Source organism: Cystobacter fuscus, assembly GCF_044360685.1.
Taxonomy (GTDB): domain Bacteria; phylum Myxococcota; class Myxococcia; order Myxococcales; family Myxococcaceae; genus Cystobacter; species Cystobacter fuscus_C.
Genome location: NZ_CP043491.1, coordinates 8,836,850 through 8,859,665, shown reverse-complemented (window position 1 = coordinate 8,859,665; position 22,816 = coordinate 8,836,850). Strand labels below are relative to the sequence as shown.

Sequence of the window (22,816 nt, the reverse complement as noted above, 5' to 3'; positions counted from 1 at the left end):
TCCCGGTGCGAGCGCGGATGCTCCGGCCCCTCGGCGCGTCCTCGTCTGGAGGGGTTCTCCGCATTTGGACCGATTCCGTCCAATTCATTGGGACCAATCTCGTCTTGTTTTTGGAATGAAATACAGGTTTTACTCGAAATCCGTCGAGCACCGGACGAGGGGGTCCAGAGCCTGTTGCGGCGAGTGTGGATACGCGCGCACCTTGGAGACGTGGCCGGTGCTGGGTGATGCTTTTTTTGGAGAAATGATTGATAAGTGACACGCTCGTTCCGGGTTCCACCGGCGTGCTCCTCATCCAAGTTCGAGGAAATGTCTGCCAGGTCCCTTCTCCCTCAAGGAGTTGACGGCGCTATGAGAAGAATCCGGGATGTCGCGATGGAGTTGGTCCCCTCGCAGAGTATCCGCGTGGTCGACGGGGGAATTCAGGAACTCCTGTTCAAGGAGCTTCAATCCCTGCTTTCCAAGACAGGCCAAGGGGGAGGGTTGATGAGCCCCTCTGTCTACGATTCCGCCCAGGTCTTGAGAATCCTTTCACCCGCGGAGAGTGCTTCTTCTCCTGTCGTGGACTGGTTGCTCTCACAACAGCAGGAGGATGGGGGCTGGGGGGAGCCGGTCAAGCCGATGCATCGGGACATCCCCACGATGTCCGCCATCCTCGCGTTGCGCCGCTTTCCCCAGCACCCGCGCACGCGCGAGGCGTGTGAGGCGGGGGTGCGCTTCTTGCGCGCCCAGGCGCCGCACTGGGCCACGCTGCATCCGGAGGAGCTGCCGGTGGCCGCGGAGATCCTCCTGCCCGCGTTGTTGAATCAGCTCGGGCTGGACGAGGCGCGGCTGCCGCGCACGCCCTACGCGCAGCTGATGGCGCTGGGGGAGCGCAAGCGGAAGATCATCGCGAAGCTGCCGGTGACGCCCGGCGTGCCGTGGCTGCATGTCTGGGAGACCTGGGGCCAGGAGCCCACGGCGAACCTGATCGATGGGGCGGGGAGCGTGGGGCACAGCCCGTCCGCGACGGCGGCGTGGGTGAAGGCCGCCGCGGGCCGGCCGGAGCTGGCGCCGTTCGTCGATCGCGCCCGGGAGTACCTGCGCGAGAGCGGGATGTCGACCGCGTCGTCCACCCCCGGGCTCGTGCCGGTGGGCGGGCCGCACAACTACTTCGAGCAGTCCTTCGTCCTCTATGCCCTGCTCATGGGCGGGGTGCTGCAGGAGCCGCGCCTGGCGCCCTACGTGAACTCGGTGTTGGGGGATTTGACCCGGGCGCTCGGGCCGAACGGAATCGGCATGAGCGACCACTTCCTCCAGGATGGTGACGACACGAGCGCGGTGGTGGCCGTCATGCACGCGATGGGTCTGCCGGTGGACCCGGCGGTGCTCTACCGCTTCAAGCGGGAAGACCATTTCATCGCCTACCCGGGGGAGATGCACTCCTCGCCGACGCTCACGGCCCGCTGCCTCCATGCCCTGATGTTGCTGGGCCAGGACAACGAGGAGCTGGCTCCCTTCCAGCGCTACCTGCTCGAGCGCCAGGAGCCCAGTGGCCGCTGGTCCTTCGACAAGTGGAGCCGCTCGTGGCTGTACACCACGTTCCACTCGGTGGTCGGCCTCGTCGGCTCGCCCCACGTGGATGCGGTGCGCCGCGCGCTGGATGCGGTGCTCTCGGCGCAGCTGCCGGATGGGGGCTGGAGCTCCGATGGCCGCTCGAACATGACGGAGTCCTCCTACGCCGTGCTGATGCTCGGCTTCCTGGAGCGGCATGGGCTGCACCACCCTGGCATCTCCCCGGCGTTGGATCGGGCCTCGCGATGGATGCTGCAGAACTACACCCCCGGTGCCCCGGCCGAGGGCAAGGTGAAGTGCTGGATCTCCAAGGAGCTCTACCGCATGGAGCGCGTGGACTCCGCCTTCGAGCTGTGCGCCCTGCTGATGATGCAGCGGCGCCAGCACCCGTAGCCGGGCACGAGCGGTGCTCCGGGCGGAGCCGTCCGTCCGGAGCCGCTTCAGTGCCTCCGGAGCGAACGGGCGTTCTGTCCTTCCGGCCCGACAGACGCGCACGAGGTCCACGGCTGTTGACACGTCTGGACACCGTGCAATCCCTGTCGTAAGTAAACAGCCGTGTACACATCCCGCCCAAGTGAGTCCAAGACGTCGGTGCGTCAGCGCGACGCCGAGCGCACGCGTGCCGCCCTGATCTCCGCCGCGCAGACGCTGTTCTCCACGCGGGGCTTCGCCAACACCGGAGTGCGGGAGGTGGCGGAGCTGGCCGGGGTGAACTCCTCGCTCGTCAACCGCTACTTCGGCTCGAAGCAGGGGCTGTACCGGGAGACGTTGGAGCGGTTGCTCGACATCACCCCGATGCTCCAGGGAGACAGGCGCCGCTTCGGCGAGCACGTGGTGTCCATCTTCCTCGACGTGCAGGACGCTCCGGGCCCGCTGATGATGCTGATCCTCTCGGCGGCCGATCCCGAGGCGTACGCGACGAGTGTCGAGCTGCTCGAGAAGAAGGCGATCGGGCCCCTGGCGCACTGGCTGGGCCCTCCGGATGCGGAGGGGCGCGCGGCACGGCTCCACATCCTCTGGAGCGGCTTTCTCATGAGCAGGCGGCTGCTGCCCCCATCGCGGCTCGAGGAGGTGCGTCACTCCTCCACCCGCCGTTGGCTGGAGGCCGCGATCCAGGCGATCGTCGACGAAGGCGAGACCTGATGACGAAGGTGACGCCGCGGTGGCGCCAGTCGCCGGGCGCGGGCTCAGGGGCCCGGACGCGGGTCGTGTCCGGCTTCGACCAGCCGCGTGGCCACGGCCCAGACGCTCTGCACGAAGCCCTGGAGCAGGGGGCGCAGGGCCTCGTCTCCGAGCGCCGCCACCACCGCGTCGAGTTCCCGGCGGATCCGGGCGGAGTCGTCCACCCAGACCCGCTTCAACCGGGTGTCGAGTTCCTCCCGCGGCAGGCGCGAGGCGTCGATGTCGGTGAGGCGTTGGCGGTGCTCGGCCGCGTAACCCATCACCCCTGAGTTGAGGGGCTCGGAGGGATCGAACCGGACGTCCTGGGCGAAGCGCAGCAGGCGCGCCACGCTCCCGAGGAAGTCCGATTCCTCGCGCAGCAGCCCGAGCAGCTTCTCCAGATCCATCGGGGTGAGCGCGTCGGCGAAGGGCAGGCCGCCCACCAGGGCGACGGAGGTCGCGCCCGTCTCGGCGTAGCGCTCCAGGTACTCGTGCACGCCCTGCTCGAAGTGGGTGCCCCGTGCGCTCAACGCGTCCTGTTCCTCCCCGAGCTCGGCCATCCGCCCGGGTCTGTCCTCCGGGGAGGCGCGCATCACCTGGATGAGCAGGGTGTGCCGCGCCTGCTGGCTGTTCTGTTTCCAGACGCGGTCCGACCACAGCGCCAACCACTTCTGGACGAGCGCCGCGGGCGCTCCCCGGGCGCCGAGGGCGTCCTGGCCCAGCACGGTGATGGCGCCCAGCAGGGCCCGGCACACGTCGAGCAGGGCGCACGAGGGGGAGTGGAGCGCGGCCTGGAGCGGCCCGAGCGCGGCGAGGGCGGGCCCGGGGTGGGTCATCTCCTGCAACTGCTTCGTCACCGCGTCCAGGGCCTGCCGGCTCAGCGCCTCGCTCTGTCCGAGCTCCTCGTAGAGCCAGTCGATGGCGGAGTAGTCCGTGCCCACGGTCTGGTAGTAGTTGGGCTCCACCCCGAAGGTCCTGTTGAGGAAGAGTTCGGAGAAGCGGTCCCCGGCCTGGTAGTACGACTCGCTTCGTGAACGGGTGCGCACGTGGTGCCGGGCGCGTTCCAGGAGCTTCAACGCGGCGGAGGTGGTCTCGGGGGACTCGGCCATGTGGCACCGGGTCTACCAGCCGGGGGGAGCGGGAGCAATCGCCAGGGAACGTGGTAGGCAAGAGGCATGTTGACGCGCACGCTCGATATCGATGGCCCGGTTCACTTCATGGACTTCGGCGGCTCCGGGCCGACCCTGGTGCTCGTGCATGGACTGGGAGGCTCGCACCACAACTGGATGAGCGTGGGCCCGAAGCTGGCACGGCACGCGCGGGTGGTGGCCGTGGACCTGGCGGGCTTTGGCCTGACGCCCCTGGCGGGCCGCTCGGCGGCGCTCCCGGCCAATCAGGTGTTGTTGGACCGCTTCATCCAGGAGGTGTCTCCGTCCGCGCCCGTCATCCTGGTGGGCAACTCCATGGGCGGCGCCATCTCGGTGCTGCAGACGGCGCGCAACCCCGAGCGCGTCTCCGGCCTCGTGCTGGTGGCTCCCGCGCAACCCCGGGCGGAGGACTCCCGGATGGAGCGCAATGTCTTCTTCCTGTTCCTCCTCTACTCGATTCCAGGCGTGGGCGAGTTCTTCGTGCGGCGGCGCTCGGCGCGCATGACTCCAGAGGAGCTGGCCCGCGAACAGCTCGCGCTGTGCTGCCGAGACCTCGGCCGCTTCCCCGAGGAGCTGGTGCGCGCGCATCTGGAGTTCGCCCGCGAGCGCCACGCGCGGATGCCCTGGTCTCATGACGCCTTCCTCCAGGCGGCGCGCTCGCTCGTGGGCCTGTTGCTGCGCAAGTCGCGCTTCCGCGAGCTGGAGCGGAGCATCCGCGTGCCCACCCTGCTCGTGCAGGGCTCGGATGATCAGATGGTGCCGGTGGCCAACTCGCGCGAGCTGGCCAGGGTCCGTCCGGATTGGACCTACGTGGAGTATCCCGACGTCGGACACACCCCGATGATGGAGCGTCCCGAGCTGTTCCTCGAGACGCTGGAGCGTTGGTTCGAGGGGCCGGGCCGCGCGGCCCTGGAGTCGGCGACATGAGCGCGCCGGCCGTCCGCCGTGCCCTCGCGTTGCTGCCCACCCACGCCACCACGGGCATCGGAAGCCTGCCGTACACCCAGCTCGAGCCGGCCCTGCGGACCGCGTTCGCGTTGGACATCCCCTTCCTGCCCCAGCTTCCGGTGGGCAGACCCGCGGAGTTCATGATTCCCCAGGCCCTTGAGGGACTGCCGGGCCTGGGGTTCGACGAGGCGGGGCGGTGCACCGTGGAGCTCGCGGCGTGGTCCGCGGGACGAGCGGCCTTCGAGGCGCGGCTGGAGGCGGCGTTGTCCTCGGGGGCGCTGGAGTCCTTCGAGCCCTCGCCGGAGGCGTGTCTCGCCTGGCGTCCCTACTTGGCGGAGGTGGAGCGCCGCGCACCCGCCTTCGCCAAGGCGCAGCTCGCCGGCCCCTTCACGGTGAGCCTGGCGGCGCGCACGAGCGAGGGCGGGGCGGGGCTGGCGCAACCAGGGCTGGACGCGGCGATCTTCCGGCTGACGTGGGCGCGCGCGCGGGCAATGGTGAAGGCCCTGCGGCGCGCGGGGACGACGCCCCTCTTCTTCCTGGACGAGCCGGGATTGGTGGCCTTCTCGCGCGCCGACCCCCGGCACCTGCGGGCCCTGCGGGAGCTGCGGCCGCTGGTGGAGGCGCTTCAGCGCGAGGGCGCGCTGGTGGGGGTGCACTGCTGCGGCAACACGGACTGGGCGAGCCTGCTGGACGCGGGGCTGGACGTGCTGTCGCTGAGCGTGCGGCTGTCGTTGGACGCGGTGCTGGAGGAGACGGGCCCCCTGGCGCGCTTCCTGGACTCGGGGGCGACGCTGAGCCTGGGCATCATCCCCACGGACCGCGCGTCCACCTACGACGTGGGGGAGCTGGTGGACGCCGTCGAGGTGTCACTCGAGGCGGCGCTGCCTCCGGGCCATTCGCTCGAACAGGTGGGCGGCCAGATGTTGCTCACGCCCGTGTGCGGCCTGGCCCTGCGCACCGGGGAGGAGGCCGAACGTGTCCTGGAACAGCTCGCGCGGGCGCGTCGCCAGCTCCTGGAGGCGAGGGCGGCCCGGCCGTCACCGATCCGCCCCTCGCTCGTGAGCTGAGCTTCAGCGTCCGAGCTGCAGCTCGCGCTCGGCCTGGATCCAATCCTCGTCGTGGTGCCCGTGCTCCCCGCCGCGCGCGAGGAACAGCTCGTAGGCCCGGCGGGAGATCTGCTCCGCGGAGGGGCGGCTGCGGGCCGGGGCGGCGGCGGTCTGCACCACGGGAGCGGCCTGCACCACGGGGGTCTCCTTCTTCGCGGGGACGGCCTGCACCGCGGGGGCCACGTTCGTGATGGGCGTCGCGGCGGGAGGCGGAGCCTCGGGCTTCTTGGAGGACGACTTGTTGGAGTTGTTCGTCTTGGCCTGTGCGCGTGCCATGGGAATCCTCGGGTTGAAAAAACGGCTGCCGACAGCATTGGCAGCTCTTTGTGCTCGGAACATTGATCCCTGGAACGATCGTCGCCGAGGCGACACGCCGAAGCCGTGCTTGTCTGTTAACCGACAGAGCGACTCAGCCCGGGAGCACGCCGGCGTCGAGCGCGGCCTCGAGTGCCTTGTGCATGGCGGTGCTCATGCCGAGAGAAGAGGCTTCTTCGGGAGTGCACCAGCGCAGCTCGCGGAAGGCGGGAGCGTGCGTGGGGTGCTTCGCGCCCGTCACGCGCAAGAGGCGGAGGGTGAGGCTGCGGTGGGTGAGCTGGCGGCGCACGGTGCCAAGCACGGCCTCTACCCGCACGGGGGCGCCGAGTGCCTGGGTGAGCTTTCCGGCGGACTCCGCGTCGGACGTGTCCGCTTCGATCTCCGCGGCGGGCAGTTCCCACAAGCCGCCGAAGAGTCCCTTCTCCTCGCGCCGGGCGAGCAGGAGCCGGCCCTCGTGCGCCCAGACGGCGAGGGCGAGCGTCATCCGCTTGGGCGGGGCGCGCACCTTGGCCGGGGGCAGCTCGTTCACGCGGCCGTGACGCCAGGCCAGACAGTCCTCGCGCACGGGGCACAGCAGGCACAGCGGGTTGTCCGGCCGGCAGACGGTGGCGCCGTGTTCCATGAGGGCCTGGTTGAAGTCTCCGGGCCGCTCGGGGGAGACGAGCTCGGTGGCGAGCGCCCACAGCCGGGCCTCGCGCACGCGATCTCCCGGGAGGCCCTCCACCTCGAAGAGGCGCGAGAAGACGCGGGCCACGTTGCCATCCACCAGGGGGGCGGGCTCGCCGAAGGCGATGGAGGCCACGGCCCCCGCGGTGTAGCGGCCAAAGCCTCTCAGGGTGAGCAGCTCGGCGGCGGTGGAGGGCAGCTTGCCGCCGTAGCGCGCCACCACGTCCTGGGCGGCCAGGTGCAGGTTGCGCGCGCGCGAGTAGTAGCCGAGCCCCCGCCACGCGGCGAGCACGTCCGGCAGCGGCGCGGTGGCGAGCGCCTCCACCGTGGGGAAGCGCTGGAGGAATCGCTCCCAGTAGGGGATGACGGTGGCCACCTGGGTCTGCTGCAGCATCACCTCGCTGAGCCAGATGGCGTACGGATCGCGCGTGCGGCGCCAGGGCAGGTCGCGCTTCTGCCGGTCGTACCAGGCGAGCAGGCCCGAGCGCAGGGAGTCGCGGCGCGTGGGCTCGATGAGGGACGGGGTGGGGGAGGGCGCGCGCTTGCGGGAGGGTCTCATGGGCGCCGGGCGGGGTTGGCGATGCGGCGGGCCACGCGATCGAACAGCCCGGGCACGAGCCGGTTGGCGAGCACCATGACGCGGCCGGGAAGGGTGAGCACCGTCTCGCGGCTGCCCCGGCGGCTGGCGCGCACGAGCGCCCGGGCGGCGGTTTCCGCGCTCATGGCGTTGAGGGGGATGGTGTCCTGGGCCCAGCCCTCGGCGTTGAGGCGCGCGTCGCGGAACTCCGTCTCGGTGAGGCCCGGCGACACGAGCAGCACGCGGATGCCCTCGGTGGCGAGCTCGGCGCGCAGCGACTCGGTGAGCAGGTTCACCGCCGCCTTGGACGAGCCATAGCCGCCGAGCAGCGGCAGGCCGCGATGGCCCAGCACGGAGCTGACATTGATGACCTGGGAGCCGGGCGCGCGCTGGCGCAGCAGGGGCAGGGCGGCGCGGGTGACGCGCACCAGGCCGAAGAAGTTCACCTCGAACACCTGGCGCAGCTGCGCCTCGCTGAAGCCCTCGACGGGGCCGTAGAGCCCGAGCCCCGCGTTGTTGACGAGGATGTCCAGCCCGCCGAAGGCCGCCTGCGTCTCACGCACGAGACGGGCCACGTCCTCCTCGCGGGTGACATCGCAGCACACGGGGAGGGCTTGGACGCCGAGTGCTTCCACCTCACGCGCGGTGTCTCGAAGGGCCGGCTCACGGCGCGCGGCGAGCACGAGGTGGGCGCCCTGGGCCGCGTAGACCCGGGCCACCGCCCGGCCGATGCCACTGGAGGCGCCGGTGATGAGGACCACCTTGCCTCGAAAGTGCTGGGTTGCCATGGGGGCGCACCTTAACGGCTCACCGGAGGCGGAGAAGGACCTGCCGGGGTGTGCCTGCCTGCCTGTCCTTCTTCTTGGATCAGCGAGCCCTTGGTCTAGGATGGCCAGTGTCCATGCCGCGCGCGTCCTTCACCAACGACTTCTCCTGGTCCAAGAGCCGTCACGAGAAACTCCAGGAGTGCTCCCGGGCATATTACCTTTATTACTACCGCTCCTGGGGCGGGTGGGAGGCGGGGGCACCGGCGGAGGTGCGCGAGCTGTACCTGCTCAAGAAGCTGGGCAACCGCTACACGTGGGCGGGCAACATCGTGCACGACGCCCTCAAGGACGCGCTGCTCAACTGGCGCGCGGGGCTTCCGGTGGAGCCGGCGAAGGTGGAGGAGCGGGCGCTCTCGCGCATGCGGGAGGAGTTCCGCTTGTCGCGCGGCAAGGCGTACCGGACCCAGAAGGGCCGCAAGACGTTCAGCGGACTGATGGAGCACGAGTACGAGGAGCAAATCCCCGACGAGGCCTGGAAGCAGAACGCGGAGACGGTGCGCTCGGCGCTCGCGTGGTTCTTCCAGTCGCGCTGGCCGGCGCTGGCGCGCTCGCTCAAGCCCGGGCAGTGGCTGGAGGTGGACGCGGGCGCGGACTTCTCCTCCTTCACGCTGGACGGGGTGAAGGTCTTCGCCATTCCGGACTTCGCCTACACGGACGCGGACGGCTTCACGGTGGTGGTGGACTGGAAGACGGGCAAGGCGCGCGAGGGGTATGACGAGCAGGTGCTGGGCTACGCGCTCTACGTGTCCCAGCGCTATCGGGTGCCGCTGGAGAAGGTGCGCGCCTCGCTCGTGTACCTCAACGATGGCCTGGAGCATCAGGTGCAGGTGGACCAGGACGCCATGGAGGGCTTCCGCGCCCGCTTCACGCAGAGCGTGGCGCGCATGCGCTCGCTCCTGGCGGATCCGGCCACCAACACGCCCCGGGAGGAGTCCGCCTTTCCCCAGGCGGAGGACGCCGCCACGTGCGCCCGGTGCGTCTTCCGCCGCCCCTGCGGACGCGAGGCGGCGGTGCGCGCGGCGTGAGCGCGGGCAGGGGGCCTGTCAGCGGCCCACCGACAGTCGCCGCACGACCACGCCCGCCGCGTTCATGCCGAACACGGAGGTGACGAAGGCCACGCTGCCGTCGATCTGCGTGCGGCGCTCGCAGGTGTGGAAGTCATTGTCGTTGGGGCACACGCAGGAAAAGCCGTCGTCCGCGTCGTAGCGCAGGGACAGGGGCTGGCGCCGCGTCTCGATGGAGTAGACGGCGGTGATGCCCGTGGGCCGGTCCGTGTTCACGCCGTACTTGCGCTTGAGCAGCTTGCGGATGTCCTTGGCGAAGGGATCCATGTGCGTCTCGCACAGGTCCTCCACGCGGATGGCGGTGGGATCCAGGCGGCCCGCGGCGCCCATGGAACTCACCACGGGGATGCCCAGGCTCACGCAGCGGTGGAGCAGGTGCAGCTTCGCCTTCACGTTGTCGATGGCGTCCACCACGTAGTCGTAGCTGCCCGGGGCGAGGAGCTGATCGGCCAGCTCGTCCCGGTAGAACTCGCGCAGGGGCCGCACGTCGGCGTCGGGGTTGATCTCCTTGCAGCGCTGGGCCATCAGCTCCGCCTTGGGCTTGCCCACGGTCCTCACGGTGGCGTGGAGCTGGCGGTTGGAGTTGGTGACGCACACGGTGTCGAAGTCGACGAGGGTGAGCTGGCCCACGCCGCTGCGCACGATGCCCTCGGCGGCGTAGCTGCCCACGCCGCCCAGGCCGAACACCACCACGCGCGCCTTGGACAGGCGCTCCATGGCCGGGTCCCCCAGCAGGCGGCCCGTGCGATCAAAGCGCCGGTGCAGCTTGAAGGGCTTGGGCTCATTCGCCGCGGGTGGCGCGGTGGGGGTGGGATGGGTCTCGGGGACGGGGGGCTGCGGTTCCATGGGGACCTCTATAGCGCGACCGCCTCCCTACAGCGAAGGGGTGGGGAAGGCTTCCCGGAAGAAGCGGCGGGCGTTCTCGGTCGTCCGCTGGGCGAGCACCTCCACCGGCTCGCCGAGCACGCGCGCCATGCCCTCGATGATCCGGGGCAGGTAGCCCGGCTCCGAGCGCTGCCCCCGGTGGGGGGTAGGGGCCTGGTCCGGGGCATCCGTCTCGACCATGAGCCGCTCGGGGGGAATCACCCGCAGGGCGTCCAGGGGCTTGCGCGCCTCGGCCCAGGTGACGGGGCCCGCGAACGAGAAGTGGCAGCCCTTCTGGATGTAGAAGCGCGCCAGGTCCACGCCGCCGCCGTAGCTGTGCATGAGGATGCCGGCCTCGGGCAGGGGCTCGTGCTTGAGCAGCTCGATGAGCGCGGGGTGGGCGCGAAAGCAGTGCATCAACACGGGCAGCCCGTGTTTGCGCGCGAGCTCCAGGTGCCGCCGCAGCACCGCCACCTGCCGCTCCATCGGAGCGCCCGCGGCCGAGGGCCCATCCAACCCGCACTCCCCCACGGCGATGGCGCCACCGAGCCCGAGCAGCGCGTCCAGGCGCTCCAGGTGGACCTCGTCCTCCTCGGGAGGCAGGTGCGGGAGCATCTGGGGGTGGATGCCGAGTCCTATCTGGAGGCGGGGTTCGCTCCGTGACATCTCCCTCAGGGGCTCCCAGTTCTCCGGGCCTACTCCGGGCACGAGGATGCCGTGCAGGCCGGCGGCCCAGGCGCGGGTGAGGACCTCGCTCCGGTCCGGATCGAAACGTGACGCGTCGAGATGGCAGTGGGTGTCAATCATTGGAAAGGTCCGTGAGGCCTCTGCTCGCTGGCGTTCACCCGCAGACAGCGGCTCCGAAGCCAAAGCTGGTTGCCCCTGGCCACTACGCCAAGAGCACCTATCCATGCAGCGGTTTTTGAGAGGACTCGGAAATGGCCAAGCGATATGTCGTCGGTGCGCTCATGGGAGCGCTGATGCTGGTGGTGACAGGATGTCCGTCGGGAGATGACAACCCGGTACCTCCGCCCGGGGACGCGGGCACTCAGGTGCCGGACGACGCCGGCACGCAGCAGCCCGACGATGCCGGCACGCAGCAGCCAGGCGACGCTGGCACGCAGCAGCCAGGCGACATGACGATCAAGGAGGGTGATGCCTGCACCACCACCGCGAGCTGCATGGCGGGCCTGTACTGCGCCGAGAGCAAGTGCGCGCCGCTGCACATCGCGGTGACGGTCGGACCGACGGGGGCTACGACGACTCCGACCTATGCGGTGGTCGTGCCCTTCAATAAGCCCGTCTCGCCGACGCGGCTCAGCGGGGATACCAGCACGAGCAGGTTCCCCCGCTGGAATCGGGAAGGCTCGGCGGTGGCCTTCGTGGACATCGCGAGCGACAACACCGTGTCGCTCGTTTCTCGCGGCATTCCCGCCCTGACGGGCCAGTCGACGACCCCGCTCACCACCGGGGCCGCGGCCAACACCTCGGACTTCCGCTACATGGAGTGGGAGCCGTCCAGCACCATCGCCTGGAGCCAGACCTCGAGCACGGGTAGCAGCACGGGCATCTGGAGTACCAGCGGCTCGGGTTCCGCCGCGTCGGTCACGCCCAATGGCGTCTTCCCCTCGTGGGCCGCCGATGGCAACAGCTTCGTCTACAGCGCGAACGGCCTCGGCTTGCTGAGGCGGGTGGTGAGTGAGACCAGCAGCAGCTCGGTGTCCGGGGTCTCCACGACGTCCGAGCAGCCGTTGCACAACAAGGCCAATGGCGTCGTGCTGTACCTCGATGCCAAGGGGCAGGAGGAGCCGACCCGCCTCACGCCGCTGACCGGACTCTACACCATCAACACTGCGGCGGCCGCTTCCACGCCGAACGAGATCGCGCTGCCGCGTGACGAGGGCGGTCCGATCGCTGGGGGGCAGATCAAGTCGTACATCGCCAACCACACCTGGGCGCCGGGTGGCACGCATGTGGCCTACGTCCGCGTGTTCTACATCAAGCCCGAGGTTGGTGACGCCGTCCTGTGCAGTGGCACCAACTGCGGCGGCCAGCAGGGCAACGTCGTCTACGTGCGGCGCATCGACCCGGCCACGGGGGCCCCGGCTGGCGATGAGGTGAAGTTCGCCGATGAGGCCACCCTTCCGTCCTTCTCTCCGGACGGCCAGTTCCTCGCCTACGTCTCGGGTTCGCAGCTCAAGGTCCAGAAGATCGATCCGGCCACGGGGACCCCGGTCGCCGGCTCGCTCATCAGCCACGACTGGCGTAACGATAATTGGCGCGTGCTGACCAACAGCGGCGACGATCACCGTCCGCGCTGGCAGCCCCGCTAGTTCTCCGCTTCCACGCGGTGGACAACCCCGGCACCCGCGTCCTGGCGACCCCAGGGCGCGGGTGTCGTGTTTTGAAGGAGAACCTCCCGGCCTGGGAACTTGCCTCCGGGCTCCGGCCGGCGTACGCAGGCGGCCCCTTCGCCGCTTCACGGCCTCTCACCCCGGGAGGATGCTGAAATGAAACGCCATGCCGCGCTGTGTCTGCTGATCCTGTCGGGCTGCGCGACCGTCACGGCCTCGCGCTCCAACCAGGCCACATGCATGTCGGGCAGTCCGAAGTCCCACGAGGGTGAAGGGGGCCAGCCCGGGCCGGTGCGTCTGGAGACGCCCGCGGGGACCTTCCTCGTCCATCCCAACAACGCCGAGGACTTCGGCAAGCTGCTCGCGGGTGAGCCCACCGAGCATCAGTACTTCTCCGTCACGGAGCTGCCCTGAGGGGCGTCCGCCGGTCCGCCTCGTCCGCCCCGGGGAGGGGGAGGCTCAGCGCGACAGGACGATGCGCCGCCCCAGCAACCGCTCCATCTGCGGCGAGGTGACGAGCTTGAGCACCTCGAGGCTGTCGCCCGCCGCCGTGTCGTAGGCCGCCGCGATGAGGTCTCCCAGCGTGAGCTTCGCGGCCGTCGCCTTGCGCTGCGCCGTGCGGCGCATCGTCGGCATCACACGCCGTCCCTGCCGTTGAACCTTGCCGCGCTTCTGGGTCGTCGTCCTGGCCATGCTCCGTCCTCCTTGCTTCACGCCGTGTTTGATTCCTCAGTGGCGCCGACGTTTCATGCATGCCAGATGCCAGGCCCTTGTCCGCCTGCCACCCACGAGATTTCAAGGGTTTGGAGTCAACGGTCGTCTCGTCCTGTGGGCGGGATTCCAAAATTCGTTCACCAATCCCATGGGAATGGCTCGTTTCGTCGAGTCTTTTCATCCACACCCCCTGGGGCTGTGGGGTAAGGCGGACCCATGAACGTCCAGGTGCTCTTCCACGACAACTGCTTCGACGGGGCCGCGAGCGCGGCGGTCTTCAGCCGCTTCTACCGGGAGCGCATCCGCGCCGACGCGCGCTTCAGCTACCGGGGGCTGTCCCATCAGGCGGGGGGCGCGGCCATCGATCCGGCGGTCTTCACCGGGGAAGAAAACGTCATCGTGGACTTCCGCTACAGCCAGGATGCCCGGCTCACCTGGTGGTTCGACCACCACGTCTCCGCCTTCCAGCAGCCGGGGGACGAGGCCCATTTCCGCGCCGACACCGGGGGCCGCAAGTTCCATGACGCGCACCGCAAGAGCTGCACCGTCTACCTGGCGGACGTGGCGCGCGAGCGCTTCGGGTGGGATCCCTCGCCCCTGAAGGACTTGCTGCACTGGGCGGAGATCATCGATGGAGCGCAGTTTCCCACGCCCCAGATGGCGGTGGCGCTGGAGGAGCCCGCGCTGCGCATCATGACGGTGTTGGAGGCCACCAAGGACGCGGCGCTCATCCCCCAGGTCATCGAGCGGATGCAGACCGAGTCGCTCGCGGCCATCGCCGCCTCGCCGCTCATCGCCGGGCCGCTCGCGCCGCTGCTCGAGCGGCACCAGCGCAACATCGAACTGGTGCGCGCGCGTGCCCGCTACGAGCGCGGCGTGGTGTCCTTCGATCTCGCGGACGACGGGGTGGACAGCCTCAACAAGTTCATCGCCTACGCGCTCTACCCCGAGGCCCGCTACACGCTGTGGGTGGGGCAGGGGCCCTCGCGCGCCAAGGTGTCGCTCGGCTCCAACCCCTGGCGCCCCGAGTCGCGCACGCACGACCTGGCCGCCATCGCCTCGCGCTACGGCGGCGGTGGGCACCCCGTGGTGTCCGCCATCAGCTTCAAGCCCGCGGAGCTCCCCCGCGCCCGCGCCGCCTTCCAGGAGATCCTCTCCGAGCTGTCCTCTTGAGGGAGGGCGGGCGGCCGGGCGTGTGGGCCGCAGACCTCTTCCCGGGGTCCGGGCGATGCCGTAGCCTGCGCGTCCCCATGTCCTGGCGCGGTCCGCTCGCCCTCTGTCTCCTGCTCCTCGGTGCCTGTCAGCGGACGTCCGCTCCGGCGCCCTCGTCCGTGCCCGACGCGGGCGTGGCCGAGGCCCCCACGGTTCCCGTGCCTGCTTCCTCCCTCGCCGAGCCTCTGCTTCCCTGCAAGGCGGACGGGGGGACGCCGCTCGACGCGGCCCTGGGCTACCTCGAGGGAAGCAAGTACGCCGAGGCGCTCTCCTGCGCCGCCCAGGCCTCGGCGCTGGATCCGGACGACGCCACGGCCCACGCCGCGCGGGGCAATGCGCTGGCGGCCCTCGAGCGCACCGCGGAGGCCCAGGTGGCCTATGCGCGCGCGCTGGCGCTCAATCCCGGTCACCTGGACGCGCTGCTCGGCGCGGCCCACCTGTATGCCGTCCAGCTTCCCTCCAGCCGGGAGTTCGATGAGCTGGGGGCGCTCTACGCCGAGCGGGGACTGTCCCAGGTGGACGAGGCGCCGGAGATGCTTCCCCAGTTCGCGCTCGTGGCGGCCATGGCGCTCAATGACCTGGGGCAGGCCGGCGAGGCGCTCCAGCGCGCCCAGCTCGTGCTCGCGCGCGAGCCCCACCAGCCCGAGGCCTCCTACGAGAAGGCCCTGGCCCTCTTCGAGCTGTGCCGCTTCCGCGAGGCGCGCGCGGCCTTCACCGGCCTGTTGAATGATCCGGCGCACGGGGCGCACGCGCACTACCACCTCGGGCTGCTGCTCGAGCGCGAGGGCAAGTGGAAGCAGGCGCGCGAGCACCTCGACAAGGCGCGCGTGCTCGCTCCGCGCGACTTCCCCGAGCCGCCCCTGCCCACCGAGGCCGAGTTCCGCGAGGAGGTGGCGCGCACGGTGGCGGCGCTGCCCAAGGACATGCGCGAGGACCTGGCCGGAGTCCCGGTGCGCGCCGAGGAGCTGCCCGCGGACGATGATCTGCTCTCGGGCGAGCCGCCCCTGTCGCCCGCGATTCTCGGCCTCTTTCGCGGCCCTCCCCTGAACGAGCCGTGCGATGGTACGGAAACGCCCTGCCGTTCGGTGGCGCTCTATCGACTCAACCTCGCCCGCGCGGTGCGCACACGGGAGGAACTACGGGAACAAATCAAGGTGACGCTGCTTCACGAGGTGGGACACCTCCGGGGCGAGGACGACCAGGAGCTGGCCGCCCGGGGCCTGGAGTGACGCGCGACATGCCCCGCTCCTCGCTTCCCACCGTGCGCGTGAGCCTCAAGGGCGCCAAGACGCTGCGCCGGGGCTCGCCCTGGGTGTACCGCACCGAGCTGGTGGAGCTGCCCGACACGCAGGACAAGGGCGCGGTGGTGTCCGTGGTGGACCCGCAGGGCAACCCCGTGGGCCAGGCCTTCTACGCCCAGCACTCGCCGCTCGCGCTGCGGCTGCTCACGCGCAAGGGCCCCGCCGAGGAGAAGGTGGACGAGGCCTTCCTGCGCCACCGTCTGGAGCTGGCGCTCGCGCGGCGCGCGCCGCTCAAGGGCCGTGACGGCCTGCGCCTGGTGCACGGCGAGGCGGACCTGTTGCCCGGGCTCTTCGTGGACCGCTATGGCGCGGGCCTGTCGTTGCAGACGCTCTCCGAGGGCATGGACGCGCGCAAGGAGTGGGTGGCGCGCACCCTGGCCGAGCTCACCGGGGCGACGCACGTGGTGTGCCGCGATGACGCCAGCGGCCGGGACTTCGAGGGCCTGCCGCGCGAGTCGCGGCTGCTGCATGGCGAGGGCGAGGCGCGCTTCAGCTACCACGAGGGGGAGAACCTCTTCGAGGTGAACCTGCTCGGGGACATGAAGACGGGGGCCTTCCTGGATCAGGTGGACAACCACCTGCGCGCGGGCCAGCTCGCGCGGGGCGCGGCGCTCGACTTGTTCAGCTACCACGGCGGGTTCGCGCTGGCGCTCAGCCGCTCGTGTGACTCGGTGGTGGCGGTGGAGCAGGACGCGGGGGCCGCCGCGCGCGCGCGGGAGAACGTGGCGCGCAACGGGCGCACCAACGTCACGGTGGAGAACGCCAACGCCTTCGACGTGCTGCGCCGCTACTCCGAGTCCAGCCAGCGCTTCGACACGGTGGTGGTGGACCCGCCGGGGCTCGCCAAGCGGCGCGAGGGACTGGCCACGGCCCTGCGCGCCTACCACGAGCTCAACCTGCGCGCGCTCAAGTGCCTGCGCCCCGAGGGGCTGCTCGTCACCTGCTCGTGCTCGGGCAAGCTCGGGCGCGAGGACTTCGAGGAGATGGTGCTCTCGGCCGCCGCGGATGCGAAGCGGCCGGTGCAGATCCTCGAGCGCCGGGGCGCGGGGTTGGATCACCCGGTGCTCGGCGGCCTCACGGAGACCGAGTACCTCAAGGTGCTCATCCTCCGCGTGCTCTGAGCACCCGTTACAGGCCCATCTCCGCGCGCAGGCGCTTCACCTGCTTGAAGTACTCGGTGCGCGGGAACGGGACGTTGAGGATGTGGAAGTCCTTCTTGGACAGGCCCACGCAACCGAAGCAGTAGTTGCAGTCGGACAGGTTGCGGCAGAGCACCAGGTAGGCGCTGCTGGTGCAGTTCTCGCTCTGCACGCAGTAGGCGCAGTGGTGGCACTGCTTGCAGTCCACGCAGTGCGAGCAGTTGTTGCACAGCTCGCACCGGGTGCAGTGCGTGCACTGGTAGCAGCTGTCGCAGTCACGGCAGAACATGCAGTTGGCGCACCGCTCGCAGCCCTCGCAGGCGTAGGAGCCGGGGTTGCCGGGATCCGCCGCCATCTGCCGGGTGAGCTGCTGGAATTGATCCAGGAACTCGCGCTTGCCCAGTGCGGCCACCACCTCACGTGCCCGGGACTCCGCGAGCGCGTCTGGCACGCCTCCCCGCGACCCATTGTCCTTCACCACGGATGCTCCTTTCCTCGCGCGTCCTCGCCCCCGGGGGAGGGCTCCAACCGGGCGAGCCCCCGGAGGTCGATGTCACGCGCCACCCGGCGCACCTCCACGGTGCCCGGAAAACCCCGACTGCTCACCGCCACCACGTACCGGTTGCCCACCAGCAGGCTCGCCTCCGCCAGGGTGTTCGCCGCGTCGTAGCGTACGAAGCCCACCGCCTCCTTGTCCTTCCAGAAGATGGGGGCGGTGGGATCATTCTGCTCCCGGTTCCGGGCTTCCTCGGCCGCGGCGACGATGGCCTGCCCCAGCTTGCCGCCCAGCGACGTGTCCACGATGCGCACCTTCACCTCGCGCTCCTCTCCGTGCGAGTAGCTGCGCTCGGCCTCGCTGACGGACACGTCGCCGTAGCGCCCCGTGGAGCCCGCGTCCCGGGCGCGGGGCAGTCCCTCCAGCGTCTCGGGCAGGAAGCGCTGCAGATCCTCGAAGTGGACGCAAGGAAAGGACGGCGGAGCGTCGGCGGCCAACCCCTCCGCGACTCCGGGTGTCGGCTTTCCACCGTTGGTGCAGGCGGTGCCGGACACGATCGTGAGCAGCAGCAGGGGGCGGAGGAGAGAATAGTCGCGCACGGGAGAATCAAAGGGTATCCCCGTTCCGCGCGCAATGGACCTCTCGAAGCTCAATGCCCCGCAGCGTGAAGCCGTGGTCACCACCGAGGGCCCCCTCCTGGTGCTCGCCGGAGCGGGTAGCGGGAAGACCCGCGTCATCACCCACCGCATCGTCCACCTGCTCGACAAGCGGCCCAACGGGCTGCTCGCCCGCAACATCCTCGCGGTGACCTTCACCAACAAGGCCGCCACGGAGATGAAGGAGCGTCTGGTCCACATGGCCGGGCCCCGGGCGCAGAACGTGCTCGTCTGCACCTTCCATGCCTTCGGCGCGGAGATGCTGCGCGAGGACATCCACCGGCTGGGCTGGCCCAAGAAGTTCTCCATCGCGGACCAGGGAGACCAGGCGGCCATCATCAAGCGCGCCATGCGCGAGCGGCGCATCGATGATCGCACGTTCGACGCGCGCAAGGTGCTGGGCCTCATCTCCAAGGCGAAGAACGCGGGCAAGGTGCCCGAGCCGCTGGGGGAGGGGCTGGGGGACGACTACGATCTCATCGCCCACATGGTCTACGAGGCGTACCAGCTCGGGCTCAAGGCCCAGGGCTCGGTGGACTTCGATGACCTGCTCATCCTGCCCTCGCGCCTGCTGCGCGAGCACGAGGACCTGCGCAAGAAGTACACCGAGCGCTTCCGCTACATCCTGGTGGACGAGTTCCAGGACACCAACCAGGCGCAGTTGGATCTGCTCAAGCTGCTGGTGAGCGGCGAGACGCGCAACGTGTGCGCGGTGGGCGACGACGACCAGTGCATCTACAGCTGGCGCGGCGCCGAGGTGCGCAACATCCTGAGCTTCGACAAGTACTTCCCGGGTGGCAAGGAAGTGCGGCTCGAGCAGAACTACCGCTCCACGCAGGTGGTGCTGGACGCGGCCAACGCCGTCATCGCGCAGAACCCCGAGCGCAAGGCCAAGCAGATGTGGAGCGAGCGCAAGGGCGGCGCGCGCATCCAGGTGGTGTCGGCGCCCACGGAGGAGGACGAGGCGCGCTACGTGGCGCAGGAGATCTCCAAGCTCGTGGCCGGGGGCATTCCCCCGGACGAGATCGCCGTGCTCTACCGGGTCAACGGCCAGTCGCGGCCCGTCGAGGAGATGCTGCGCGAGAAGGGCCTGCGCTACGAGGTGCTCTCGGGCAGCGAGTTCTTCGATCGGCGCGAGGTGAAGGACGTCGTCGCCTACTTCAAGCTCATCGCCAACCCGCGCGACGAGACGTCGCTGTTGCGCATCATCAACGTGCCGGCGCGGGGCATCGGCGACGTCACCATGGAGCGGCTGGTGGCGCACGCGCGGCGCGACAGCGTGACGCTCTGGGGCGCCATGCAGCGCGCGGAGAGCTACGAGGACCTGCCCGCGGGCGCGGGGGCCAAGGTCACGGAGTTCATCAAGCTCGTCGAGCGCTACCGCGAGAGCTACGAGCACGGCAAGCTCGCCCAGGTGTCGCGCCAGCTCCTCGAGGAGATCGGCTACCGGGACGACGCCAAGTCGCTGACGACCTCGCAGGCGGCGGCCGAGCGCAAGCTGCAGTCCATCGACTTCGTGCTCAACTCGCTCGAGTCCTTCGAGAAGCGCGAGGGCCCCAAGGCGAGCCTGCTCACCTACCTCAACCGGCTGAGCCTCGACACCCGCCAGGAAGAGGAGGAGGTGCCCGGCGCCAACAAGGCCATCACCCTGATGACCCTCCATGCGTCCAAGGGCCTGGAGTACCGGGTGGTCTTCTTCATCGGCATGGAGGAGGAGCTCATGCCCCACAAGGGCATGCAGGGCGAGGCCCAGAACCTCGAGGAGGAGCGTCGGCTCTGCTACGTGGGCATCACCCGGGCCAAGGAGCTGCTCTACCTCACGCGCTCCGCCATGCGCGTCAAGCGCGGCAAGGAGGTGCCCCGCACCCCCTCGCGCTTCCTCCAGGACATCCCCGAGTCCCTCGTGGAGGTGGTGGACCTTGACGCACCGCGCAAGGGCCCTCCCACCACCGAGGAGAAGAACTTCTTCGCCAACCTCAAGGAGCGCTTCAAGGCGCCGCAGGCGGGCGGGGGAGGGACCCCTCGTCCGGCGTCTCCGGCGGGGGGCGCGCCGGGGGCGAGCGGCCCGGCTCCGGGAACGGCGCGGGTGGTGCGCTGAAGCGCAGTGCGACCTTGACTTGCCCCCCCGCCCCCTCTAAGACGGTCGGCCTTTCCGGGCCCCCCTGGAAGTACCCAGGGTCGACCCGCGGTTGCTTAGGCTCAGGCGCCCAAGAGGCGCCCACCCAAGTTTTGGAGTGCAAACAATGTCGCAGAGGACCTACAGCGCGAAGCCGGCGGACATCAAGCGCCAGTGGCACGTCATCGACGTGAACGACAAGGTGCTTGGCCGCGCGGCCAGCCAGATCGCTACCCTTCTCAAGGGCAAGCACAAGGCGATGTACACCCCGTCGATCGACACGGGTGACCATGTCATCGTGATCAACGCCGAGAAGGTGAAGGTCACGGGCACGAAGGAGCAGGACAAGATGTACTACCGGCACCCGCGTGCCGGTTTCCCCGGTGCCCTCAAGAGCACCAACCTCGCCAAGCTGCGGGCGCGCCACCCCGAGGACGTCATCATCAACGCCGTGCGCCGCATGCTGCCGCGCAACGCGCTGGGCCGTCAGATGATGACCAAGCTCAAGGTCTACGCCGGCAACACCCACCCGCACGCCGCCCAGCAGCCGGTCGCGCGCGAGGTCGAGGCGTAAGGGCTCCTTCCTTCCACACTTTTCCGCACCTTTAGAGAAGAGACGACATGGCTACCGCCACTGAGAAGGGTTTTTACGGTACGGGCCGCCGCAAGGAGGCCACCGCGCGCGTGTGGATCCGCCCGGGCACCGGCGTTGTGATCATCAACGGCCGCGACATCAACGTGTACTTCGGCCGCGAGACCTCCAAGATGGTGCTCAACCAGCCCCTGGATGTGCTCGAGCAGAAGGGCAAGATCGACATCGAGGTGAACGTGCGCGGCGGAGGTCTGAGTGGTCAGGCCGGCGCCATCCGTCACGGCCTCGCCCGCGCGCTGTGCAACTACAACCCGGACTTCCGTCCGCCGCTCAAGAAGGCCGGCTTCCTCACGCGTGATGCCCGCGCGGTCGAGCGCAAGAAGTACGGCCAGCCGGGCGCGCGTCGCCGGTTCCAGTTCTCCAAGCGCTAAGCCCTCGGGTTTCGCTGGAGTGCACACGGCGGAGGTCCTCCTCGGAGGCCTCCGCCGTTTTTCTTTGCGGGCCCATCCGGCCGAGCAGTCGAGCCGCGTGGGGGCGGGGCTCCTCAAGTGCGTGGGCGAACGTGTAGCATCGGCCACATCCATGGAACTCAACGAAATCCTCCAGATTGCGCTCCGCGGCGGTGCCTCCGACATCCATCTCAAGGCGGGCCTGCCGCCCATGTTCCGTGTCGACGGCTCGTTGATGCCCCTCAAGGACGGCAAGCGCCTGCCGCCCGAGGAGGTCGCGCGCATGGCCTTCGGCATCATGAACGAGTTCCAGAAGGAGAAGTTCAAGCAGAGCAACGAGGTGGACCTGGCGTACGGAGTTCCGGGGCTCGGGCGCTTCCGCGTGAACGTCTTCCAGCAGCGCGGCACCGTGGGCGCCGTGTTGCGCGTCATCCCTTTCAAGGTGATGACCATCAAGGATCTGCTCCTGCCGCCCATCCTGGAGAAGATCTGCCTGGAGGAGCGCGGGCTGATTCTCGTCACCGGCACCACGGGCTCGGGCAAGAGCACCACGCTCGCGGGGATGATCGATCACATCAACGCGACCGAGACCAACCACATCATGACGATCGAGGATCCGATCGAGTTCCTCATCCGCGACAAGCGCTCCATCGTGAACCAGCGCGAGGTGGGCGTGGACACCATGTCCTTCGCCCAGGCGCTCAAGAGCGCGCTGCGCCAGGATCCGGACGTCATCCTCGTGGGCGAGATGCGTGACCACGAGACGATCGAAACGGCGCTCTCGGCGGCGGAGACGGGCCACCTGGTGATGTCCACGCTGCACACGCTGGATGCCACGGAGACCATCAACCGCATCGTGTCGGCCTTCCCGCCCTACCAGCAGAAGCAGGTGCGCATCCAGCTCGCGAGCGTGCTCAAGGCGGTGGTGAGCCAGCGTCTGGTGCCGCGCGCGGATGGCAAGGGCCGCGTGGCCGCGGTGGAGGTGCTGCGCTGCACCGCGCGTGTGAAGGAGATGATCGAGGACAAGGACCGCACGAAGGAGATCTCCGACGCCATCTCCCAGGGCACGGACAGCTACGGGATGCAGACCTTCGATCAGTCGCTCATGTCGCTGGTGAAGCAGGGGCTCGTCACCTACGAGGAGGCCCACCGCCAGGCCACCAACCCGGATGACTTCGCGCTGCGCTTCTCCGGCATCAGCGCCACCTCGGACTCGAAGTGGGACAACTTCGAGGGCGGCGGCGCGCGTGCCGTGCCGGGCACGGCGGGCTTCGGCCAGAACACCCAGCCCGCGCCGGCCCCGGCTCCTTCCCCCACGCCTTCCCGCCCCGCGCCCGTCTCGCGCGCGGGGGTTCCCGCCGTCCAGGGCACCCCGCAGCGCGCGTCGGTTCCCTCCGCGGGCTCCCGGACGTCGATTCCCACCGTCCAGGGCACGCCCGCCCGGCCCGCTCCGGCGCCCGCCCCCGCGCCCGCCCCCGCGGCTCCGGCGGCGGACGACGACTTCCAGATCGAGCGCTTCTGACGCTCCGCCCGTGACGTGCTAGGACGCCCCCCTCT

At 69.7% G+C, this 22,816-nt stretch carries 23 protein-coding genes and 1 pseudogene; 15 read left to right on the top strand and 9 right to left on the bottom strand.

Going from position 1 to position 22,816, the window contains the following annotated elements; translation table 11 throughout:
• Positions 1–309: 309 nt before the first annotated feature.
• From F0U63_RS36320 to F0U63_RS36310, 3 genes and pseudogenes are all read left to right on the top strand, one after another.
• Positions 310–609, top strand: a pseudogene (locus tag F0U63_RS36320) (hypothetical protein); the annotation flags it as partial.
• 12 nt (positions 610–621) lie between these two features.
• The gene (locus F0U63_RS36315) at positions 622–1,947 is read left to right on the top strand and encodes a prenyltransferase/squalene oxidase repeat-containing protein (RefSeq protein WP_395848481.1); all 1,326 of its coding nucleotides are present in this window, start codon (positions 622–624) and stop codon (positions 1,945–1,947) included.
• Between the two features lie 162 nt (positions 1,948–2,109).
• Complete coding sequence (locus F0U63_RS36310; protein ID WP_395837314.1) at positions 2,110–2,697, top strand: TetR/AcrR family transcriptional regulator; 588 nt, start codon at positions 2,110–2,112, stop codon at positions 2,695–2,697.
• 44 nt (positions 2,698–2,741) lie between these two features.
• Here the strand turns inward: F0U63_RS36310 and F0U63_RS36305 are convergent, their stop codons facing one another.
• On the bottom strand, positions 2,742–3,824 hold the full coding sequence (locus F0U63_RS36305; protein ID WP_395837312.1) for a hypothetical protein: 1,083 nt from the start codon (positions 3,822–3,824) through the stop codon (positions 2,742–2,744).
• A 66-nt stretch (positions 3,825–3,890) separates the two neighbouring features.
• Between F0U63_RS36305 and F0U63_RS36300 the strand changes: the two genes are divergently transcribed.
• Both F0U63_RS36300 and F0U63_RS36295 read left to right on the top strand, forming a co-directional pair.
• The gene (locus F0U63_RS36300) at positions 3,891–4,790 is read left to right on the top strand and encodes an alpha/beta fold hydrolase (RefSeq protein ID WP_395837310.1); all 900 of its coding nucleotides are present in this window, start codon (positions 3,891–3,893) and stop codon (positions 4,788–4,790) included.
• A complete protein-coding gene (locus F0U63_RS36295) occupies positions 4,787–5,878 on the top strand; it encodes a hypothetical protein (RefSeq protein ID WP_395837308.1) in 1,092 nt (363 codons plus the stop codon). Before F0U63_RS36300 ends, F0U63_RS36295 begins: the two co-directional genes overlap by 4 nt.
• Before the next feature lie 3 nt (positions 5,879–5,881).
• On the opposite strand, the gene F0U63_RS36290 is transcribed toward F0U63_RS36295, so the two are convergent.
• The 3 genes from F0U63_RS36290 to F0U63_RS36280 all read right to left on the bottom strand — a co-directional run bounded on the left by F0U63_RS36290 (position 5,882) and on the right by F0U63_RS36280 (position 8,263).
• Positions 5,882–6,193 carry a DUF2934 domain-containing protein gene (locus F0U63_RS36290; RefSeq protein ID WP_395837306.1) on the bottom strand — a complete coding sequence of 104 codons (312 nt, stop codon included), beginning with the start codon at positions 6,191–6,193 and terminating at the stop codon, positions 5,882–5,884.
• Between the two features lie 133 nt (positions 6,194–6,326).
• Positions 6,327–7,457, bottom strand: a complete 1,131-nt coding sequence (gene mutY, locus F0U63_RS36285) for an A/G-specific adenine glycosylase (protein WP_395837304.1) — start codon at positions 7,455–7,457, stop codon at positions 6,327–6,329.
• The gene (locus F0U63_RS36280) at positions 7,454–8,263 is read right to left on the bottom strand and encodes an SDR family oxidoreductase (protein WP_395837302.1); all 810 of its coding nucleotides are present in this window, start codon (positions 8,261–8,263) and stop codon (positions 7,454–7,456) included. Before F0U63_RS36280 ends, mutY begins: the two co-directional genes overlap by 4 nt.
• Positions 8,264–8,376: 113 nt before the next feature.
• On the opposite strand from F0U63_RS36280, the gene F0U63_RS36275 reads away from it, so the two are divergent.
• Positions 8,377–9,327, top strand: a complete 951-nt coding sequence (locus tag F0U63_RS36275) for a PD-(D/E)XK nuclease family protein (RefSeq protein ID WP_395837300.1) — start codon at positions 8,377–8,379, stop codon at positions 9,325–9,327.
• 18 nt (positions 9,328–9,345) lie between these two features.
• On the opposite strand, the gene F0U63_RS36270 is transcribed toward F0U63_RS36275, so the two are convergent.
• Positions 9,346–10,212 carry a ThiF family adenylyltransferase gene (locus F0U63_RS36270; RefSeq protein WP_395837298.1) on the bottom strand — a complete coding sequence of 289 codons (867 nt, stop codon included), beginning with the start codon at positions 10,210–10,212 and terminating at the stop codon, positions 9,346–9,348.
• 27 nt (positions 10,213–10,239) lie between these two features.
• Entirely contained in the window at positions 10,240–11,037 is a 798-nt protein-coding gene (locus tag F0U63_RS36265) for a TatD family hydrolase (RefSeq protein ID WP_395837296.1), read from the bottom strand.
• 131 nt (positions 11,038–11,168) lie between these two features.
• Between F0U63_RS36265 and F0U63_RS36260 the strand changes: the two genes are divergently transcribed.
• Together F0U63_RS36260 and F0U63_RS36255 are read left to right on the top strand one after the other, a co-directional pair.
• Positions 11,169–12,563, top strand: coding sequence for a hypothetical protein (locus F0U63_RS36260; RefSeq protein ID WP_395837294.1), 1,395 nt, complete (start codon positions 11,169–11,171; stop codon positions 12,561–12,563).
• A gap of 177 nt (positions 12,564–12,740) precedes the next feature.
• Positions 12,741–12,998 carry a hypothetical protein gene (locus F0U63_RS36255; protein ID WP_395837292.1) on the top strand — a complete coding sequence of 86 codons (258 nt, stop codon included), beginning with the start codon at positions 12,741–12,743 and terminating at the stop codon, positions 12,996–12,998.
• Between the two features lie 45 nt (positions 12,999–13,043).
• Here F0U63_RS36255 and F0U63_RS36250 read toward each other — a convergent pair whose 3' ends face one another.
• On the bottom strand, positions 13,044–13,277 hold the full coding sequence (locus F0U63_RS36250) for a hypothetical protein (protein WP_395837290.1): 234 nt from the start codon (positions 13,275–13,277) through the stop codon (positions 13,044–13,046).
• Positions 13,278–13,514: 237 nt separating this feature from the next.
• Here F0U63_RS36250 and F0U63_RS36245 point away from each other — a divergent pair, with 237 nt between their 5' ends.
• From F0U63_RS36245 to F0U63_RS36235, 3 genes are all read left to right on the top strand, one after another.
• A complete protein-coding gene (locus tag F0U63_RS36245) occupies positions 13,515–14,471 on the top strand; it encodes a hypothetical protein (protein WP_395837287.1) in 957 nt (318 codons plus the stop codon).
• A gap of 77 nt (positions 14,472–14,548) precedes the next feature.
• A complete protein-coding gene (locus tag F0U63_RS36240) occupies positions 14,549–15,739 on the top strand; it encodes a metallopeptidase family protein (RefSeq protein ID WP_395837286.1) in 1,191 nt (396 codons plus the stop codon).
• A gap of 8 nt (positions 15,740–15,747) precedes the next feature.
• Positions 15,748–16,932 (top strand): class I SAM-dependent rRNA methyltransferase, encoded by a 1,185-nt coding sequence (locus tag F0U63_RS36235; RefSeq protein WP_395837284.1) that lies wholly within the window; start codon positions 15,748–15,750, stop codon positions 16,930–16,932.
• Between the two features lie 7 nt (positions 16,933–16,939).
• Here F0U63_RS36235 and F0U63_RS36230 read toward each other — a convergent pair whose 3' ends face one another.
• Both F0U63_RS36230 and F0U63_RS36225 read right to left on the bottom strand, forming a co-directional pair.
• Positions 16,940–17,431, bottom strand: coding sequence for a caib/baif family protein (locus F0U63_RS36230; protein WP_395837282.1), 492 nt, complete (start codon positions 17,429–17,431; stop codon positions 16,940–16,942).
• Entirely contained in the window at positions 17,425–18,045 is a 621-nt protein-coding gene (locus F0U63_RS36225) for a hypothetical protein (protein ID WP_395837280.1), read from the bottom strand. The genes F0U63_RS36230 and F0U63_RS36225 overlap by 7 nt, the downstream gene beginning before the upstream one ends.
• A 34-nt stretch (positions 18,046–18,079) precedes the next feature.
• On the opposite strand from F0U63_RS36225, the gene F0U63_RS36220 reads away from it, so the two are divergent.
• The 4 genes from F0U63_RS36220 (at position 18,080) to F0U63_RS36205 (ending at position 22,781) form a co-directional block, all read left to right on the top strand.
• A complete protein-coding gene (locus F0U63_RS36220; protein WP_395837278.1) occupies positions 18,080–20,200 on the top strand; it encodes an ATP-dependent helicase in 2,121 nt (706 codons plus the stop codon).
• A 145-nt stretch (positions 20,201–20,345) separates the two neighbouring features.
• Complete coding sequence (rplM, locus tag F0U63_RS36215) at positions 20,346–20,792, top strand: 50S ribosomal protein L13 (RefSeq protein WP_095989487.1); 447 nt, start codon at positions 20,346–20,348, stop codon at positions 20,790–20,792.
• A gap of 47 nt (positions 20,793–20,839) precedes the next feature.
• Positions 20,840–21,241 carry a 30S ribosomal protein S9 gene (gene rpsI / locus F0U63_RS36210; RefSeq protein WP_071897240.1) on the top strand — a complete coding sequence of 134 codons (402 nt, stop codon included), beginning with the start codon at positions 20,840–20,842 and terminating at the stop codon, positions 21,239–21,241.
• 151 nt (positions 21,242–21,392) lie between these two features.
• Positions 21,393–22,781 (top strand): type IV pilus twitching motility protein PilT, encoded by a 1,389-nt coding sequence (locus F0U63_RS36205; protein ID WP_395837276.1) that lies wholly within the window; start codon positions 21,393–21,395, stop codon positions 22,779–22,781.
• Positions 22,782–22,816 lie beyond the last annotated feature (35 nt).